This window comes from Mesorhizobium sp. 131-2-1 (assembly GCF_016756535.1).
GTDB lineage: Bacteria > Pseudomonadota > Alphaproteobacteria > Rhizobiales > Rhizobiaceae > Mesorhizobium.
In genome coordinates this window covers 2,728,037-2,746,665 of sequence record NZ_AP023247.1, presented here as the reverse complement: position 1 = coordinate 2,746,665, position 18,629 = coordinate 2,728,037, and the positions used below count along the sequence as shown (strand labels likewise).

Genomic DNA, 18,629 nt, shown 5'->3' with positions numbered 1-18,629 from the left:
ATCCCCTCTCACGGCGGGCCGCGACTGACATTTCCACACCAGCATTCCCGCACAGTGAGTCCGAGTCTTCCGGCAGGTTGCCCCCCCCAGACGGAAAACGCGACCGACGCGTCGAACGACTCAAATCAGGAAACGCTTGAGGCCAGAGAATCAGAGAGTTGATTCGCTGGCAAGTCCTTATGATTCCGAGAGATTCACTTTCCGCGAAAACGGTTGCGAAAAGTGTGTTGTTGAGTCTTTGGAGCAACGGTCCGGGGGCCGCTATGGGTCGCCGAAGTTCATGTATTACATGAACTTCGCCACACGCTTGAAGTGCGCTGAAATCCAGGTCGGGCCGGCCGCCTGAATGCCGGCACGCCCCGGAGCAATTCCAGGAAAAGTGTGAAACGGTTTTCAGTCCGGAATTGCGTCAAAACACAGAGATAGAGCCGTTCAGCGTTTCCATGAAACGCTGAACGGCTCTAGAGGAGTTGCCCCAGGAATTCCTGCACCGCATGGCCCGGTCGGAAATCGCCGAGGCGCTTGATCTCCCAATGCAGCCGGATGCCCGAGTTTACGAGCACCCGCGCGCGCACCGTCTCGCCGAGATATTCGAGGTCGTAGCCGGTCGCGGTTCCGGTGTTGATCATGAAGTTGCAATGCATCGGCGACATCTGCGCGCCGCCAATCATCAGGCCGCGGCAGCCGGCCTTGTCGATCTCCTTCCAGGCCGAGGTGCCTTCCGGATTCTTGAAGGTCGAACCGCCGGTCTTTTCGCGGATCGGCTGGACCGTCTCGCGGTGGTTCTGCACCGCGTCCATCGCCGCCTTGATCGTTGCCTGGTCTTCCGCATGCCCCTCGAACAGCGCCGATGTGAAGATCAGGCCCGAAGGTGCCGCCGAATGCCGATAGGCATAGCCCATGTCGGCATTGCTGAGCGTGTGAAGGTTGCCCTTGCGGTCGAGCGCCCGCACCTCGACGACGCGTTCGCGCGTCTCGACGCCGTTGGCGCCGGCGTTCATCCTAAGCGCGCCGCCGACGGCACCGGGAATGCCGTGGTAGAAGTGGAAGCCGCCAATGCCTGCCTCATAGGCGACAGCCGCGACGCGCTTGTCGGGCGTGGCGGCGCCCGCCCTGATCGTCGTCGGCGAAACCACCTCCGCCTCGCCAAAGCCCTTGGCCGAAAGCCGGATGACGAAACCGGGGATGCCACCGTCGCGCACCAGCAGGTTCGAGCCGACACCGACGATGGTGAGCGGGATTTCTTCCGGCACGGCGCGCAGGAAGGCGGCGAGGTCTTCCTCGTCGGCCGGCTGGAACAGCGCATCCGCCAGCCCGCCGGCGCGGAACCAGGTGATCTTGTCCATCTCGGCGTTGGGCGTGAGGCGGCCGCGCAGGCCGGCGAGCCGGTCGCCAAGCTTGTCGATCAGGGGCTGGCCGCGCATCATGAGGCCGTCCCGCCGAGTTCCTTGGGCAAGGCATAGGCCCATTGCGTGATGTTGCCGGCGCCGAGGAAGATGACGAAGTCGCCGGGCTTTGCCAGATCGCGGATGATCGGCGCGATCGCCGCCGGGCCCTCTATGTAGCGCGCGTCGCGATGGCCGCCGGCGCGGATGCGCGACACCAGTGCCTCCGACGTCACGCCTTCGATCGGCTCTTCGCCCGCCGCATAGACCGGCGCCACCATCACAGTGTCGGCGTCGTTGAAGCAGACCGAGAACTCGTTGAACAGATCGTGCAGCCGGGTGAAGCGGTGCGGCTGCGCGATCGCGATGACGCGGCCCTTGGTGGCGCTGCGCGCTGCCTTCAGCACCGCCGTGATCTCGACCGGGTGGTGGCCGTAATCGTCGAAGATCTCGACGCCGTTCCACGAGCCGGTGTGGGTGAAGCGGCGCTTGACGCCGGCGAAGGATGACAGGCCTTTCTTGATTGCCTCGGCGGAAAGGCCAAGCTCATGCGCGACGGCGATCGCGGCGGTCGCGTTGGAGACGTTGTGGCGGCCGGGCATCGGCAGCCGCAGATCGGCGATCGTCGTCTGGCCGCGGCCCTTGCGATCGCGGATGACCACGTCGAATTGGGAGGCGGCGCCATCCATGCGGTGGTTGGTGAAGCGCACGTCGGCCTGCGCGTTCTCGCCATAGGTGATGACGCGCCGGTCCTCGATGCTGCCAACCAGCGCCTGCACCTCGGGATGATCGGTGCACATCACGCCAAAGCCGTAGAACGGCACATTCTCGACGAACTGGCGGAACGCCTCACGCACCTTGTCGAAGCTGCCGTAATGGTCGAGATGCTCGGGATCGATGTTGGTGACGACGGCGATTTCGGCCGGCAACTTCAGGAAGGTGCCGTCGCTCTCGTCTGCCTCGACCACCATCCATTCGCCATCGCCCATGCGGGCGTTGGTGCCATAGGCGTTGATGATGCCGCCATTGATGACGGTCGGGTCGAGCCCGCCGGCGTCAAGCAGCGTCGCCACCATCGAGGTCGTCGTCGTCTTGCCGTGCGTGCCGCCAATGGCGACCGCTTGCCGGAAGCGCATCAGTTCGGCCAGCATCTCGGCGCGGCGCACGACAGGCAGCAGCTTCTCGCGCGCAGCCTTGAGTTCGGGGTTGGATTTCTTGATCGCGGTCGAAACGACCACCACTTCGGCATCACCAAGGTTTTCCGCCCTGTGGCCGACGAAACATTCGATGCCCTTGTCGCGCAGCCGCTGCACATTGGCGCCGTCGGCCTGGTCGGAGCCCTGAACCTTGTAGCCGAGATTGTGCAGCACCTCGGCGATGCCGCTCATGCCGATGCCCCCAATGCCGATGAAATGCACGAGGCCGATCGTCTGCGGCATCTTCATGCTTGCGTCCCCTTCCTGAAATCCGAAACGGTTTTTTTCGACGCAATAGCCTCTGTCAGATCGGCGAGCAACCGCGCCGCGTTCGGTTTTCCGGCCGATCGGGCCGCCGCGGCCATGGCCGACAGCCGATCCGGGTCCTGCATCAGCCCGCCGATCAGCGTGGCGACACGCTCGGGGGAAAGCGTGGATTGCGGATGCACCTCGGCCCCGCCGGCCGCGGCAAGGGCGGCGGCATTCGCCGCCTGGTCGTGGTCGAGCGCGTGCGGATAGGGTACCAGCAGCGCCGGCCGGCCGATGACGGCGATCTCCGACACGGTCGAGGCGCCGGAGCGCGACATTACCAGATGCGCCGCCGCTATCCGCGCCGCCATGTCGGTGAAGAAAGGCGACACCTGGGCCTCGACCCCGAGCGCGGCATAGGCCGCCTTGACGCGGGCCACGTCCTCGGCGCGCGCCTGCTGCGTGATCATCAGCCGCTTGCGCTGGGCCTCAGGCAGAAGCCCGATTGCCGCGGGCACGGCGTCGGAGAAGAACTGCGCGCCCTGGCTGCCACCAAACACCAGGAAGCGGAACGGCTCCTCACCGGCCGAAGCCACATAAGGCGTCTTTGCCGCCTCCAGGATCTGCGGCCTGACCGGATTGCCGGTGGTCACCGTCTTGGCGCCGGCAGCGCTTTCGTCCTCCGGCAGGAATCCGCCGGCGATGGCGTCGACGCGGCCGGCCAGCGCCCTGTTGGCACGGCCCATCACCGCGTTCTGCTCATGGATCAGCGACGGCACCTTGCGCCGTGTCGCCGCATAGAGCGGCGGCAGTGTCGGATAGCCGCCAAAGCCGACGACGGCCTCCGGCTTGATCCTGGCGATGATCTTCGAGGCCTGCCGCACACCGCGCCAGATCGTCCAGAAGGCCGACAGCACCGCCAGCGGATTCTTCGAGCCAAGCGTCGCCGACTGGATCGGATGGATGTTGACGGCCGGAAACTGGCCGGAATAGCGCTCGGCGCGATGATCGGTGGCCAGGTGCACCTTCCAGCCGCGGTCGTTGAGCTCATGTGCCAGCGCCTCGGCCGGGAAGAGATGTCCGCCCGTGCCGCCCGCCGCCAGAAGGATCACACCCCGCGACATCTCACTCCGCCGGCATGGCGCGATGCGGGAAGGAAAAGCCCATCTGCTTGCGCTTCTCGGGCCGCCTGCGCGTCAAGGCCAGCACCATGCCCATCGATATGGCGATGGCGATCTGCGAGGAGCCGCCATAGGAGATGAACGGCAGCGTCATGCCCTTGGCCGGCATCAGCTGCAGGTTGACGCACATGTTGATGGCTGACTGCAGGCCGAACACAGTGACCAGCCCGCCAACGGCATAGCGCGTGAAGTCGTCATGTTCCTTGAGCGCGGTGTTGAGGCCGCGCAGCACGATGAAGGCGAAGATCGACATGATGAAGAAGCACATCACCAGTCCGAACTCCTCGCCGGCGACCGAGAAGACGAAGTCGGCATGACTGTCGGGAATGACCCGCTTGACCGTGCCCTCGCCCGGGCCGACGCCGAACCAGTGGCCGTTGATCAGCGCCTCGCGCCCCATGTCGACCTGGAAGGTGTCGCCCTCGCCGGTCAGGAACTTGTCGATGCGGGCGGCGACGTGCGGGAACACGGTATAGGCGGCGAACAGGCCGCTGACGCCGGTGACGCCGAGCGCGATGATCCACAGCCATGGCAGGCCCGCCATGAAGAACATGACGCCCCAGGTGCCGGTCACCAGCATGGTCTGGCCAAGATCGGGCTGGGCTACGAGAAGCGAGACGACCAGGACCAGCAGCAGCAGGGCAAACAGATTGCCGGGAATGTCGGGCTGGCGCTTGTGCTCGGCGAACAGCCAGGCGCAGACGATGACAAAGGCCGGCTTGAGGAATTCCGACGGCTGGATGGAGAGGCCGGCGAGCGACACCCAGCGCCGCGCGCCTTTGACCTCGACGCCGACATAGAGCACCGCCACCATCAGCACCAGCATGATGCACAGGATCACCAGCGCCATGCGCCGGATCTGCCGCGCCTCCAGGAAGGAGACGGCCAGCATTACGCCGAGCGCCGGCACGGTGAAGATGATCTGCCTGGTGGCGAAGTGGAAGCTGTCGAGGCCGATGCGTTCGGCCACCGCTGGGCTCGCCGCGAAGGAGAGCACAATGCCCAGCCCCATCAGCGACAGGAACGCGGCCAGGAACCAGCGATCGATCGTCCACCACCAGGTGGCTACCGGACTTTTGTCGAGACGGCTTTGCATCAACGTGCCCCTCCGATGGGTTTCACGCCATCTATAGCGCTCGCAGCTTGCCTGAAGGCTTCGCCGCGCACTTCGAAATTCTTGAACTGGTCGAAACTGGCGCAGGCGGGCGACAGCAGCACCACCGCCTCGCCGCCATCGTCATTGGCTGCATCGCGCGCGGCATGCTCGACAGCCGCCGCCAGCGTGCCGGAAATCTCGTAGGGCACCGCCTCGCCAAGCGTCGCCGAGAAGGCGGGCGCCGCCTCGCCGATCAGATAGGCCTTGGCGATGCGCGGGAAGAAGCCGCGCAGCGGCTCGATGCCGCCTTCCTTGGGCAGGCCGCCGGCGATCCAGTAGATCCGGTTGAAGCTCGACAGGGCCGGAGCCGCCGCATCGGCGTTGGTCGCCTTGGAATCGTTGATGAACAGCACATGATCCTTGCGGCCGACCTGCTCCATGCGATGCGCCAGTCCCGGAAAGCTCTCGAGCCCGGCCTGGATCTCGCCGAGGTCCAGCCCAACCTTAAGGCAGGCGGCGACGGCGGCCAGCGCGTTCTGCGCATTGTGCTGGCCGCGCAGCGAGCCTATGCCTTCCAGGAAGGCGACGCGGCTATAGCGGCCATGCACCGCTTCCATCAGGTTGCCGCCATCGGCGAAATAGCCGTCGGTCAGCGGCAGGCGCTTGGAAATGCGGATGACCGGCCTGCCCGCGCGCTCCAGCCGGTCGGCGATCTGGGCGCACCAGGAATCGTCGATGCCAACGATTGCCGTCTCGCTGCCGGCGACCAGCCGCTCCTTGATCGAGGCGTAGTGCGCCATGGTGCCGTGGCGGTCGAGATGATCGGGCGTCAGGTTGAGCAGGATGCCGGCCGTCGGATTGATCGAAGGCGCGAGGTCGATCTGGTAGGAGGAGCATTCCACGACATAGTGCCGTCGCTCTTCCGGCGGATCGAGCGTCATGATGGCGCGGCCGATATTGCCACCCATCTGCGTGTCGCGGCCGGCCGATTTCAGGATATGCGCGGTCAGGGCCGTGGTCGTCGACTTGCCGTTGGTGCCGGTGATCGCGATGAAGGGTGCCGTCGGCGCCCGCAGGATCCGTTCGCGGCAGAACAGCTCGATATCACCGATGACCTCGACGCCGGCGCCGCGCGCGAGTTCCACCGTCCAGTGCGGCTTCGGATGCGTCAGCGGCACGCCGGGCGACAGCACGAAGGCCGAGAAGCGCGACCAGTCGGCGCCGCGCAGGTCGCCCGTCGCTATCCCGGCGGCCGCGGCCTTGGCGACGCTGTCCGGATTGTCGTCCCAGGCAAGGATGTCGGCCCCGCCGGCGATCAGCGCATGCGCGGTCGCGATCCCCGAACCGCCGAGCCCGAAGAGCGAAACGCGCTTGCCTGAGAAGGATGAGGCGGGGATCAAGCGGCTGCCTATCTGAGCTTGAGGGTCGACAGGCCGACCAGCGCCAGGATCACCGCGATGATCCAGAAGCGGATCACCACCTGGCTTTCGGTCCAGCCGAGTTTTTCGAAATGATGATGGATCGGCGCCATCAGGAACACGCGCTTGCCGGTCATCTTGAAGTAGCCGACCTGGATGATGACCGACAGGATCTCGACCACGAACAGGCCGCCGACGATGACCAGCACGATCTCGTGCTTGGTCGCCACCGCAACTGTGCCGATCAGGCCGCCCATCGCCAGCGAGCCGGTGTCGCCCATGAAGATCGCCGCAGGCGGCGCGTTGAACCACAGGAAGCCGAGGCCGGCGCCGATCACCGCGCCAAGCACCACCGCCAGTTCGCCGGTGCCGGGAACAAAATGGATCTGCAGATATTCGGCGAACACCGCGTTGCCGGAGAGATAGGCGATGACCCCGAAGGAGGCGGCCGCGATCATGATCGGCACGATCGCCAGGCCGTCGAGCCCGTCGGTCAGGTTCACCGCGTTGCCGGCGCCGACGATGACGAAGCAGGAGAACGGCACGAAGAACCAGCCGAGATTTACGATGAATTCCTTGGCGAAGGGAAAGGTCAGCGACGACGAGAACGGCGCCTGGCCGTTATGCATGATCACCCAGGCGGCGATGCCGGCGATAATGAATTCGAGCCCGAGCCGCGCCTTGCCGGAAAAGCCGAGATGCGACTGCTTGGTCACCTTGAGATAGTCGTCGTAGAAGCCGATCGAACCGAAGCCGAGCGTCACCAGCAGCACCACCCAGACATAGATGCTGGACAGGTTCGCCCACAGCAGCGACGAGCCGATGATGCCGCACAGGATCATCAGCCCGCCCATGGTCGGCGTTCCGGCCTTCTTGAAATGCGTCTGCGGACCATCGGCGCGGATCGGCTGGCCCTTGCCTTGCCGGATCCTCAGCGAATTGATGATGGTCGGCCCGAAGATGAAGACGATCAGCGCCGAGGTGATCAGCGCCCCGCCGGTGCGGAAGGTGATGTAGCGGAAGACGTTGAAGACAGAGATCTTGTCCGCAAAATCGACGAGCAATGTGAACATGAAATTCCGTCCCCCGGACCTGACCCCTAGGTCTGTTCAATGGTTGTGGCTTGCGCCGGAAATTTGCCGAGCAAGGCCTCGACCAGTTTTGAAAATCCAATGCCTTTCGACGATTTGACCATCACCACGTCGCCAGCCCGCAGTGCCGACAGCAAGAGCGGCTTCAACTCCTCGGCGCCGGCGCGGTACTCGGTCTTGACGTCGCTGGGCAGTATCTCGGCGAGCGCCCGCATCTCGGGGCCGCCGAGAAAGACGGTTTGCGTGCCGGTGCCGACGATCAGCTCGGCAAGGGCGGCATGCAGCTTCGCCGAATGGCTGCCGAGTTCCAGCATGTCGCCGAGCACGGCGACACGCCTGCCCTCGCCCGACACCGGCGTGGCGTTGAGCAGCGCCATGGCGGCCGCCATCGACGCCGGATTGGCGTTGTAGCTCTCGTCGATGAGCGTAATCGGTCCCTTCGGATGGCGCAGCATGTGGCGTTTGCCGCGGCCGCGCTCGGCCGAGAGGTCGGAAAGCGCCGAGGCCACCTTGTCGAGATCGGCGCCGACCAGCTGCGCGGCGCCGAGCACGGCCAGCACATTCTGCACCATGTGGCGGCCGGGCGCGCCGACGCGGGCAACGATCTCCCGCCCGTCGATCTTGGCGGTGATGACGGAATGGGCGGCATTGAGCTCGCATTTCAGCAGCCGGAAGGTCGAGCGGGCATTTTCGCCAAAACTGTAGACATGCTCGACGCCGGCCGTCTTCGCCATCTTGTCGAGCAGCTTCCAGCGGGAATCGTCGCGGTTGAGCAGGGCCGCGCCATCCGGCTCCAGCCCATCGAATATCTCGGCCTTGGCCTGGGCGATCTCGTCGAGGTTGCGGAAGAAGCCGAGATGCGCGGCCGCAATCAGCGTGACGATGGCGACATGCGGCCGTACCATCTTGACCAGCGGCCGGATCTCGCCCGGATGGTTCATGCCGATCTCGAACACGGCATAGTCGCAATCCTCGGGCATCCGCGCCAGTGTCAGCGGCACGCCCCAGTGATTGTTGAACGATTGCGCCGAGGCGTGCACGGTGCCGACCGCCGAAAGCACGTGGCGCAGCGCCTCCTTGGTGGTCGTCTTGCCGGCCGAGCCGGTCACCGCGATAATCCTGGCCCCGGAGCGGGCGCGCGCCGCGACGCCGAGCTTTTCCAGCGCCGCCAGCACGTCCTGCACGACGATCATCGGCGCAGTCAGCCGCCCCAGCGACGGCAGCTTGCCTTCGGCGACCACCAGCACGCCGGCCCCGGCCTTGACGGCGGCGGTGGCGAAGTCATGGCCGTCCATCGTCTCGCCCTTGATGGCGAAGAAGGCATCCCCGGGCTGCAGGCTGCGGCTGTCGATCGAAATGCCCGATATGCCTTGCGGCATGACACCGATGGGCCGTCCGCCCATGGCGTCGACCAGTGCCTCGGAGGTCCAGAGCAAGCTCATGCGGCGCGCTCCCTGAGCGCCGCGCGGACTTGCTCATGGTCGGAGAAATGGAACGTTTCGCTGCCGATCGTCTGGCCTTCCTCATGCCCCTTGCCGGCCACGATCAGCGTGTCGCCGGCGTGCAGCATGGCCACCGCCTCGTGGATAGCCTTGCGCCGGTCGCCGATCTCGATGGCGCCGGGTGCGGCCGCAAGGATCGCGGCGCGGATCGTTTCCGGCACTTCCGAACGCGGATTGTCGTCGGTGACGATGACGACATCGGCGAGCCGTGTCGCAATCTCGCCCATGATCGGCCGCTTGCCGCGATCGCGATCGCCGCCGCAGCCGAAGACGACGATGACCCGACCGGTCGTGAACGGCCGTACCGAGGCCAGCACGTTTTCCAGCGCATCCGGCTTGTGGGCGTAGTCGACATAGACCGGCGCGCCATTTGCCGTGGTACCGACGAGATCGAGCCGGCCCGGAGCGCCCTTCAGTTTTTCCAATGCCATCAAGGCTTTGGCGACTGGCGTTCCAGTGGAAATGGCAAGTCCCGCCGAAACCAGCGCGTTGGCGATCTGGAAATCGCCGGCCAGCGGCAGGTCGATTTCGTGGAGCACGCCATCGACCTCGACCTCGGCCCGCTGGCGGTGGCGCTCGTGCTCCACCCGCTTCAGCCTGAGGAAGTCGCCATGGCGGCCAACGGTCAGCACGTCGAGCCCTGCAGCCTTCGCCGCACCAACCGTCGGCTCCGACCACGGATCGTCGGCGAAGATGACGGCCGGCGCGCCTTTGGGCAGCAGCGTGTCGAACAGGCGAAGTTTGGCGCGATGATAGTCCTCAACCGTCGGATGGTAGTCCATGTGGTCGCGGCCGAGATTGGTGAAGCCGCCGGCGGCAAGCCTGACGCCGTCGAGCCGGCGCTGGTCGAGGCCGTGGCTGGAAGCTTCCATCGACGCATGGGTGACACCGGCATCAGCCAGTTCCTTGAGCAGAAGGTGCAGCGCCACCGGATCCGGTGTCGTCAGCGAGCCGTAGTCGTTGCGGCCGGGGGCCACGACGCCGGTGGTGCCGATCGAGGCGGCGGCAAGGCCCGCCTGCTCCCAGATCTGGCGGGTAAAGGCGGCGACCGAGGTCTTGCCGCTGGTTCCGGTCACCGCCACCATCGTTTCGGGCTGCCGGCCGAAGAAGCGGGCGGCGCTCAGCGCCAATGCCAGCCGCGGATCGTCGACGGATAAGACCGGGACCGGCAGTCCGGCAATCGGGCTCCCCTTGCCCGCCACGACCGCCGCGGCACCGCGCTTGGCGGCATCCGCCGCATAGGCAGCGCCATCGGCCTTGCTGCCGGCGAGCGCGAAAAAGACAACGCCGGTCTTGACCGCGCGGGAATCCGAGGAAATCCCGGTGACCTCCAGGTCGGGGGAAGCTGTTCCCTCGACAGGCAGGATACCGGCTAGTTCTTTTAGCTGCATCGAGTCCCGTTCATCGCAACAAAATAGCGCGCAGTTGCCGGCGCGCCCCAAGAATCACTGATAGGAAACCAGCGTTGCACCATTTTCATGGCTGAAATCTGGCTTCACGCCAAGCATGGCGGCCGAACGGCGGATAATGTTCCCCGCCATGACGCCCGCATTCGAGGCGGCGGTCGCCCCCATGCCCGGCTTTTCCGGCTTCGGCTCGTCGGCGATCGTCAGCACGATATATTGCGGATCGTCCATCGGGAAAGCGGCGACGAAGGCATTGAAATTCTTCTCCTTGGAGTAGCGGCCATTGACGACCTTCTCCGCTGTGCCGGTCTTGCCGCCGACGCGATAGCCCGGAACCCTGGCGCTCTTGCCCGACCCCTTTTCGGCGTTGAGCGCGTAAAGATAGCGCATGCCTTCGACGGTCTTTTCGCTAACCACCTTCTTGGCCACTTCCATCGCCTGCTCCGCCGTGCGCGGCAGGAAAGTCGGTTCGATCAGAAAGCCGCCATTCATCAGCGCGGCGCAACCCACCGCCGTCTGCAGCGGGGTGGTCGACACGCCATGGCCGAAGGCGATGGTGATCGAATTGACCTGCTTCCACACCTTTGGCTCGGTCGGCCGCGCCACCTCCGGCAGCTCGGTCTGCATCTTCTCGAGCACGCCGAGGCGATGCAGGAATTCGCGGTGGCCCTCGATGCCGACGGCCTCCGCCTCCTTGGCCGAACCGATGTTGGAGGAGTAGATGAACACCTCCGGCACCGACAGCACACGCCCCTTGCTGTGGAAGTCGTGAATCGTCTGGCGTCCGATCCTGATCGGCCGTGAGGCGTCGAACCGGCTCTCGAGCGTCACTTTACCGGAATCGAGCGCCATGGCAGTGGTGAAGCTCTTGAAGGTCGAGCCCATTTCATAGAGGCCGGCCGACATGCGGTTCAGCCGGTCCTTGTCCTGGGCGTTGTAGGGATTGTTCGGGTCGAAATCCGGCACCGAGGCCATCGCCATCACTTCGCCGGTCTTGACGTTGAGGACGACGGCGCCCGCCGCGATCGCATGGAACCGCTCCATGCCGTTGGCCACCTCGTCGCGCACGACGTTCTGGACGCGCAGGTCGATCGACAGTTGCACCGGCTTCAGGTCCCTCGCCACCGCCAGACCCGATGCCTGCAGGTCGGTCAGACCCTGGTCGTCGATATATTTCTCCATGCCGGAGATGCCCTGATTGTCGATGTTGGTGAGACCGACAATGTAGGAGGAGGTCTCGCCGCTCGGATAGAAGCGGCGCTTTTCCGTACGGAAGCCGAAACCGGGAATGCCAAGCTGCATGATATCGGCCTGCTGCTTTGGCGTCAGCTGCCGCTGCAGCCAGACGAAGCCGGCACCGCTCTTCAGCTTGTGGTAGGTCTGCTCGTAGTCGATCTCGGGCAGCACGGTCGCAAGCTTCTCGATCGCCTCGTCGGCGTCGACGATGCGGCGCGGCTCGGCAAACAGCGAGGCCGTCTTGATATCGGTCGCCAGCACCTCGCCATTGCGGTCGACGATGTCCGGCCGGGAGGCCGTCACGCGGTTCTGCGGGCCGCCCGACATGTCGGGACTCTGGAATCCGAGATAGACCAGCCTGCCGGCGATGGCCGAATAGATGCCGAAGAACACCGCCATCGTCATCACGATGCGGGTCTTGGCCCTGCCGCCGGTTGCCTTGCGCGCGCCGTCGACCACGATCGAGCCGTCGTCGCCCTGCCGCTTTCGGCGCCTCAGCAGTCCTGCGAGCATCGAGAACCGGGCGATCATTGCACGATGCCTCCGGTCACGATCGGGTCCTTGGCCCCCTTGGGCCCCTTGTCGGAATTGTCGGCCATGCCGCCCAGCCGCTGCGACGAGAGGTCCTCGATGGTGACCGGCTTTGCCGGCAGATCGTCGAGGTTGACGATCTGGCGCGCATTGACCGGCTCCAGTCCGAGCTGCGACTTGTAGATTTCGGCGAGCTTCTGCAGGCGCGAGGGCTGGGTGAGCAGGCTCCAGTCGGCCTTCAAAAGATCGATCGTGTCCTCCTCGTAGCGGATCTGCGCCTCGATCTTCTGCACTGAAGCCATTTGTTCCTCGGCCTCGCGCTTGGTCTTGTAGGTCAGGGCCGCCGCCGAGACCATGACGGCGATCAGGACTATGTCGCTGGTACGAAACACGTGCTCACCTCTCCCCCGGCCGTTCGACGGCGGGAAGCTTTGGAAGGCCGAAAATCGAAAAGTCGCCCGCGCGCGCCGGCGCCTCGGTGCGGACTGCAGCGCGCAGCCTGGCCGAGCGGGCTCGCGGATTGGCCGATATCTCCGCATCGCCCGCAGTCACACCGCCGCCGGCCTTGCGGAAGGTCTCCAGGCGGGCCTGTGCCGCAGGCATATGGCGCGAGCCGCTCGCGGCCTCGGCCCGGTCGGCGATGAAGCGCTTGACGATGCGGTCCTCCAGCGAATGGAAGGTCACCACGACGAGCCGCCCGCCGGGTTTCAGGACCCGCTCTGCCGCGAACAGCGCCTTTGCCAGTTCGCCGAGCTCGTCGTTGATGAAGATGCGCAGCGCCTGGAAGACGCGGGTCGCCGGGTGGATCTTGTCCTTCGGCGCGCGGCCGATATGCGTTTCAATAGCGTCCGCCAGATCGAGCGTGCGCTCGAACGGCCGCTTCTCGCGCCGGCTCTCGATCATGCGGGCAATGCGGCCGGCATGACGTTCCTCGCCAAGAAAGCCGAAGATGCGGGCAAGGTCGCCCGCCTTGAAGTTGTTGACGACATCGGCGGCGCTCAGGCCCGCCTGCGCCATGCGCATGTCGAGCGGCCCATCGGCACGGAACGAGAAGCCACGTTCTGCCTGGTCGAGCTGCATGGAAGAGACGCCAATGTCGAGCACCACGCCATCGGCGCTTTCGACGTGCTCGTCGAGCGTCGAGAACGGCGCCTGGACGAGCCTCAGCCTGCCGCCGGATTGCTGCTCCAGCGAGCGCCCTGCGGCGATGGCATCGGGATCGCGGTCGATGGCCACCACCGAGGCGCCGCTTGCCAGGATGCGTTTGGTGTAGCCGCCGGCACCGAACGTGCCGTCGACGATCAGATCGCCGGCTTTGGGCGACAGCGCCTCCAGCACTTCGGCAAGGAGGACCGGAATGTGACGGACCAGTCCGCCAACGGCGTTGATATCATCGCCGTGGCCCGCCATCATTCCGGTCGCTCCCCAGGCTTCGTCCCCTGCCGAAGCTGCAACAGCCGGGCGCGCGCCTGCGCCCCGTAGGCGGCAAGCCGTCCCGGCTCCCAGATCTGGAAGAAATTGCCCCGGCCGACAAAGGCCACTTCCGCCGAAATGCCGGAGTGCTCGCGGATGAAATCGGTCATCGTGATGCGCCCGTCCTGATCGAGCTTCAGGAAGGTCCCATCGCCATGGCAGAAGAACGACATGTCGTCCGCCGTCTGCAGGAAGGGATCCTCCTGCGCGATGCGCTGCTCGTAGCGGTCGAGCAGATCGAGACCGCCGACATCCATGGCCGGAAGATCGAGGCAGCGCAGCGCATAGAGCTCCGAATAGCCGCGTTTCTGCACGACAGCGCGGAAATGCGCCGGAACGGATACCCGTCCCTTCGCGTCGATCCTGCTCACCGTGTTCGACAGAAACCGGTCCATCACGCGTTACAGCCGCTTCCGCCGCCGCACCCCTTTCCATCATTCCGTCCGCGCCGTCGCAGCGCGTCCCTTGCCGAAATTCCGCTCCGTTCGACAGGGCAAAGGCCCGCAAACGCGCAGCCCCAGCGGCTGCCCGATTGGCGTACGCTTCACCCTGACACGGAACGAAGGCTTTGGTATCGGAATGGGATATCATGGGGTACTATGGGCGTCAACGGGAACGAGCTTCACAAACGCGCTCGCCACAACCAGGAAGAGCATGCTGACGGCACGTCTGGTCTTTATCGTCTATTAAGCCTAACGAAGCGTTTAGAGCCGCCTGGCCCAAGGGACCCAGCTTGCCGCGCAACGCCGGCACGCATAGCGTCGGCTGCCATTGCCGTTCAGCAAAAGGATCGAACTCATGCCCGAAATCGCGAGGTCCCGCGCTGCGACACTTGCCCACTTGCGCAGCAGCGATTTCGCCAAGGGCGACCCAATCCCCTTGCCGCTGACCATGGCCTCGATCTTCCACACGCCAGGCGAGGAAGCGGGCTTCGATCAGTATGGCCGTTACGACAATCCGACCTGGCGCGCCGTCGAACACGCGCTCGGTCATCTGGAAGATGCGCAGTGCCTCGCCTTCCCATCGGGGATGGGTGCGATCTCGGCTGTGTTTTTCGCGCTGCTGAAATCCGGCGACCGCGTCCTTCTGCCGTCCGACGGCTATCACGCCACGCGCGCGCTGGCGGATCGCTTCCTGACGCCGTTCGGCGTCTCCTACGACACGAGGCCTACACCAACCTTCCTCGATGGAGGGTTCGACGGTTACCGGCTGGTCTTTGTCGAAAGCCCGTCGAATCCGCGGCTGGATATCTGTGACATCGCTGCCGTCGCCAACGCCGTCCACGCGCAAGGCGCGCTCCTCGTCGTCGACAACACGACGATGACGCCCTTTGGCCAGCGTCCGCTCGACCTCGGCGCCGATATCGTCGTGTCCGCCGACACCAAGGCGGTGAACGGCCATTCCGATGTGCTGTTCGGCCATGTCGCGAGCCGCAATCCGGACATCGTCGCCAAGGTGAGGGCCTGGCGGGAGATGGCCGGCGGCATTCCCGGACCATTCGAGGCCTGGCTGGTGCATCGCGGCCTGGAAACGCTGGAGGTGCGCTTCGACCGCATGTGCGCCTCGGCGGAGGTGATAGCCAAGCGGCTGCGGCAGCATACGTCGGTCGGCGGCCTGCGCTTTCCCGGCCTGGACGGCGACCCCTCGCACAATCTGGCGCGCGCGCAGATGGATCGCTTCGGCTTCCTGATCTCGTTCGAACTCGCCTCGGAGGAGAAGGCCGAGGACTTCATCAACAATTGCGCGCTGATGCAGGCGGCAACGTCTTTCGGCGGCGTCCACACCTCGGCCGAACGGCGTTCCAAAAGAGGCGACGCCGTGCCGCCTGGCTTCATTCGGCTGTCCATCGGCTGCGAACCGGTGGAAGAGCTCTGGCAAGCGATAGAGTCATCGCTCGACAGGCTTGGCGCCTGAGCAAACAGGCGCGCCGAACGGCGCAACCCCCTGATCTCAACGGATTTCAAGACGATACCGCGGAGAGAATTGCCAGCTGGCCTGTAAGCCGGGTTCTGTATGGCCCCCGCGCCTTGCAGCGCGGGAACGTGGCGGCCATTCATCTTGGGCGCATGTTGCCATGCGCCTCACGCAACCTACCCGGGCGGTAGGCCGGAAACAGCCCTCGAGGGTTTCCCCTCGCACCGCCCCTATTCGGTCTTGCTCCCGGTGGGGTTTACCGTGCCGCTCCTGTTGCCAGTCGCGCGGTGGGCTCTTACCCCACCCTTTCACCCTTGCCGCGGCGAACGCCGCGGCGGTTTGCTTTCTGTGGCACTTTCCCTGGGGTCGCCCCCGCCGGCCATTAACCGGCACCGTGTCTCCATGGAGCCCGGACTTTCCTCACCCGCAGCCTTTCGGCTTCGCGGGTGCGGCCGCCCGGCCAGCTGGCAAGGCGTATAAAGGGGTTCGCGCCTGAAAACGCAAACGAAAAAGCAGGGTTATGCCCGCTTCGTCACACTGGCGAGCCGAGCGCGGCCATCTGCACCTTGACCTTGCTGCAATAGGCGGCCGACACCGGGTTCATCCGCGTCGCGGCGTGGCCGGCATTGTACTTCAGGATCGTGCCGCAGGTGGTGCCGCCACCGAGGCCCCGCGCCATGGCCAGGTATTTCATACCGTACTTGATGTTGGTGTCGGGATTGAACAGGCCCTTGACCGAGCCGCTGTAGCCCATCATCCGTGCCGTTGCCGGCTTGATCTGCATCAGGCCGATCTCGCCGGCGCTGCCGACAATGTTCGGCCGGTAGTTGCTCTCGATCTTGATGACCGCCTTGGCCAGCGACACCGGCACGCCTTCCGCCGCCGCATAGCGGGCGATGATCGCTGAGTACTGTCCGCCGTCTGCCACTGCTGCCGCCGCCGTCGACTCTGCCGCGGTGCTCGGGCGGATGGATGCGGTGGTCGTGAGGTCGATCGTCTTCCTGTTGCGCTGCACACGCCGCTTGGCAGTCGCTTTCCTGGTTTTCACCGCGGCGACCTTTTGCACCTTTGCGGTGGCCGTCTTTTTTGCTTTCGGGCTCTCCGCGGCTTTCGGCGTGGTTTTGCTGGCTACGGCGATGAAGCCGCTGTCGGCCCGCAGGCTCTGGGGCGCGGCATTCGCGGCACCGATGGCAAGAGTCACTACACCGGCAGCAACGGCTGCCGTCAAGACGGTCAAATTTTGCATGTGGTCCTGTTCTGTTAGAACCGCGCGAAGAACTTCACACGGCGACACCAAATCAATATCGAAACATCCGGGAGGCTAGACGTCCGATAAATTGCACGGATCGCCTTTGACGGCCGATTTGGCGGCAAAGAAGGCGGCGCAAGTCACTTTAAGTGACAGATTGTAATTTAGCGGCGCGAAAAGGACTATTTGGCGGGGATTGCCTTTACCGAAGCAAGCAGCCTTTGCAGCGTGCGCAGTGTCGAGCCGTCGGCCGCGCCATCGACCAGCCGCGGCCGGAAATGCCGTTGAAAGGCCTCGACGACGATTTCGGTCTGGCGGTCGAACACACCGGATATCTCCGCACCGTAGCCATAGAGCGCCAGCATCGACTGCAGCGCCTCGACGTCGCTCCCCGTGTCGCCTATTCTGAGCGCCGCGCCCCGCCTGACCGGCGCCGCCGGCACAAGATGGCCGATGCCGGCCGCAAACAGGGTCTTCCAGGGGAATTTCTCGCCCGGATCGACTTTGCGACCCGGCGCCACGTCGGAATGGGCGAGCACGCGCTGCGCCGCAATGGAATGGCGTTGCACGATGCCGGCGCACAGGCCGATCACCGCATCGATCTGCCGCCTGGGAAAACCGGGATAGCCCAGCGAATGGCCGGGATTGACGATCTCGATGCCCACCGAGTTGGAGTTGATATCCGTTCGTCCGAACCACGAACTCTTGCCGGCATGCCAGGCGCGGTCGCTTTCGCGCACCATCTGCACGACGCGGCCGTCTTCGTGGACCAGATAGTGAGCGGACACCTCGCTAGCCGGATCGCACAGCCACGCCTCGGCGCCGGCACCGGTCGCCATGCCGGTATAGTGCAGCACGATCATATCTGGTTTCAGCGTCTCGCGCCGCGGGCCGAAATTCGGCGATACCCTGACCTCGGCGCCCGGCTGGTCGGGCAGGAAACCGCTCATACGTGCCTGAGGCCCCGTTCGATCATCTCATAGGCGGCGTTGATCGCCGCGAGCCTGGTGGTGGCGATCTTGATGAATTCCTGCGGCAGGCCGCGCGCGATCAGCCGGTCGGGATGATTGTCCGAAACCAGCTTTCGGTAGCGCTTCCTGACCTCCTCGAACGGCTTTCCCCGTTCGATGCCGAGCACGACATAGGGATCGCCGGCGCCGAGATTGACGTGCCGGGCGAGGATGCTCTGATAGTGCGCCTCGTCGATGCGGAAGATCTCGGCGATGCGGTGCAGGAACTGGCCTTCGTGCTCATGAATCAGTCCGTCGGCCTTGGCGATATGGAACAAGCCGTCGAGTATGTCTTCCAGCATCATGCAGTTCGCATGGCCGGAACCGCAAAGTTGCGCCATGCGCTGGGCGTAGATCTCGAAGCCCGCCACGTCGCGCTTGGCCAAATCGTAGAGCCGCGCCACGTTGCGCGTCTCTTTCGGCGGCACCTCGAATATTTCCTGGAAGGCGCGCACCTCATCCTGGGTCACGACACCGTCGGCCTTGGCCATCTTTGCCGAGAGCGCGATCATCGCCACCGAAAAGGCGACGCGGCGGCGCAGATCGGCATCGCCGGAGAAGACCGTCCGCACGGCTTCGACGACATCGGCGACGCCTGACGACGCTGAAGAGGTGACACGAACGATGAAGTCGCCGAGGCGGTCCCAAATCGACATGAGGGCTTCTTAGTGCGAACCGGCCACCGCTATCAA

Annotated in this window: 16 protein-coding genes and 1 other RNA gene; 1 reads left to right on the top strand and 16 read right to left on the bottom strand. The window is 65.0% G+C overall.

Features of this window, described 5'->3' with window-relative positions; all coding sequences use genetic code 11:
• Window positions 1–461: 461 nt before the first annotated feature.
• From murB to mraZ, 12 genes are read right to left on the bottom strand one after another with little or no spacing between them, the layout of a single operon-like run.
• A complete protein-coding gene (gene murB, locus JG743_RS13185) occupies window positions 462–1,427 on the bottom strand; it encodes a UDP-N-acetylmuramate dehydrogenase (protein WP_202300782.1) in 966 nt (321 codons plus the stop codon).
• Window positions 1,424–2,830 carry a UDP-N-acetylmuramate--L-alanine ligase gene (murC, locus tag JG743_RS13180; RefSeq protein WP_202300780.1) on the bottom strand — a complete coding sequence of 469 codons (1,407 nt, stop codon included), beginning with the start codon at window positions 2,828–2,830 and terminating at the stop codon, window positions 1,424–1,426. The genes murB and murC overlap by 4 nt, the downstream gene beginning before the upstream one ends.
• Window positions 2,827–3,954, bottom strand: a complete 1,128-nt coding sequence (gene murG / locus JG743_RS13175; protein ID WP_202300778.1) for an undecaprenyldiphospho-muramoylpentapeptide beta-N-acetylglucosaminyltransferase — start codon at window positions 3,952–3,954, stop codon at window positions 2,827–2,829. The genes murC and murG overlap by 4 nt, the downstream gene beginning before the upstream one ends.
• 1 nt (window position 3,955) lies before the next feature.
• A complete protein-coding gene (ftsW, locus tag JG743_RS13170; RefSeq protein ID WP_202300776.1) occupies window positions 3,956–5,107 on the bottom strand; it encodes a putative lipid II flippase FtsW in 1,152 nt (383 codons plus the stop codon).
• Window positions 5,107–6,507: a UDP-N-acetylmuramoyl-L-alanine--D-glutamate ligase gene (gene murD / locus JG743_RS13165; RefSeq protein WP_202300774.1), complete on the bottom strand. Its 1,401-nt coding sequence runs from the start codon at window positions 6,505–6,507 to the stop codon at window positions 5,107–5,109. The genes ftsW and murD overlap by 1 nt, the downstream gene beginning before the upstream one ends.
• An 8-nt stretch (window positions 6,508–6,515) precedes the next feature.
• Window positions 6,516–7,598, bottom strand: a complete 1,083-nt coding sequence (mraY, locus tag JG743_RS13160; protein WP_202300772.1) for a phospho-N-acetylmuramoyl-pentapeptide-transferase — start codon at window positions 7,596–7,598, stop codon at window positions 6,516–6,518.
• A gap of 26 nt (window positions 7,599–7,624) precedes the next feature.
• Window positions 7,625–9,058: a UDP-N-acetylmuramoylalanyl-D-glutamyl-2,6-diaminopimelate--D-alanyl-D-alanine ligase gene (locus JG743_RS13155; RefSeq protein ID WP_202300770.1), complete on the bottom strand. Its 1,434-nt coding sequence runs from the start codon at window positions 9,056–9,058 to the stop codon at window positions 7,625–7,627.
• A complete protein-coding gene (locus JG743_RS13150) occupies window positions 9,055–10,509 on the bottom strand; it encodes a UDP-N-acetylmuramoyl-L-alanyl-D-glutamate--2,6-diaminopimelate ligase (protein WP_202300768.1) in 1,455 nt (484 codons plus the stop codon). Before JG743_RS13150 ends, JG743_RS13155 begins: the two co-directional genes overlap by 4 nt.
• A gap of 54 nt (window positions 10,510–10,563) precedes the next feature.
• Window positions 10,564–12,273 (bottom strand): peptidoglycan D,D-transpeptidase FtsI family protein, encoded by a 1,710-nt coding sequence (locus tag JG743_RS13145; RefSeq protein WP_202302609.1) that lies wholly within the window; start codon window positions 12,271–12,273, stop codon window positions 10,564–10,566.
• Window positions 12,274–12,287: 14 nt separating this feature from the next.
• Window positions 12,288–12,683: a cell division protein FtsL gene (gene ftsL, locus JG743_RS13140; protein ID WP_202300766.1), complete on the bottom strand. Its 396-nt coding sequence runs from the start codon at window positions 12,681–12,683 to the stop codon at window positions 12,288–12,290.
• Window positions 12,684–12,687: 4 nt separating this feature from the next.
• Window positions 12,688–13,704, bottom strand: a complete 1,017-nt coding sequence (rsmH, locus tag JG743_RS13135; RefSeq protein ID WP_202300764.1) for a 16S rRNA (cytosine(1402)-N(4))-methyltransferase RsmH — start codon at window positions 13,702–13,704, stop codon at window positions 12,688–12,690.
• A complete protein-coding gene (mraZ, locus tag JG743_RS13130) occupies window positions 13,701–14,159 on the bottom strand; it encodes a division/cell wall cluster transcriptional repressor MraZ (RefSeq protein WP_202302608.1) in 459 nt (152 codons plus the stop codon). The genes rsmH and mraZ overlap by 4 nt, the downstream gene beginning before the upstream one ends.
• 403 nt (window positions 14,160–14,562) lie before the next feature.
• Between mraZ and JG743_RS13125 the strand changes: the two genes are divergently transcribed.
• The gene (locus JG743_RS13125; protein WP_202300762.1) at window positions 14,563–15,678 is read left to right on the top strand and encodes a cystathionine gamma-lyase; all 1,116 of its coding nucleotides are present in this window, start codon (window positions 14,563–14,565) and stop codon (window positions 15,676–15,678) included.
• Between the two features lie 68 nt (window positions 15,679–15,746).
• Here JG743_RS13125 and rnpB read toward each other — a convergent pair.
• The 4 genes from rnpB to JG743_RS13105 all read right to left on the bottom strand — a co-directional run bounded on the left by rnpB (window position 15,747) and on the right by JG743_RS13105 (window position 18,593).
• An RNA gene (rnpB, locus tag JG743_RS13120) (RNase P RNA component class A) lies at window positions 15,747–16,146 on the bottom strand.
• 64 nt (window positions 16,147–16,210) lie between these two features.
• Entirely contained in the window at window positions 16,211–16,924 is a 714-nt protein-coding gene (locus tag JG743_RS13115; protein ID WP_202300761.1) for a lytic transglycosylase domain-containing protein, read from the bottom strand.
• A 185-nt stretch (window positions 16,925–17,109) separates the two neighbouring features.
• Complete coding sequence (locus tag JG743_RS13110; RefSeq protein WP_202300760.1) at window positions 17,110–17,877, bottom strand: peptidoglycan recognition protein family protein; 768 nt, start codon at window positions 17,875–17,877, stop codon at window positions 17,110–17,112.
• A complete protein-coding gene (locus tag JG743_RS13105) occupies window positions 17,874–18,593 on the bottom strand; it encodes a J domain-containing protein (protein ID WP_202300759.1) in 720 nt (239 codons plus the stop codon). Before JG743_RS13105 ends, JG743_RS13110 begins: the two co-directional genes overlap by 4 nt.
• Window positions 18,594–18,629 lie beyond the last annotated feature (36 nt).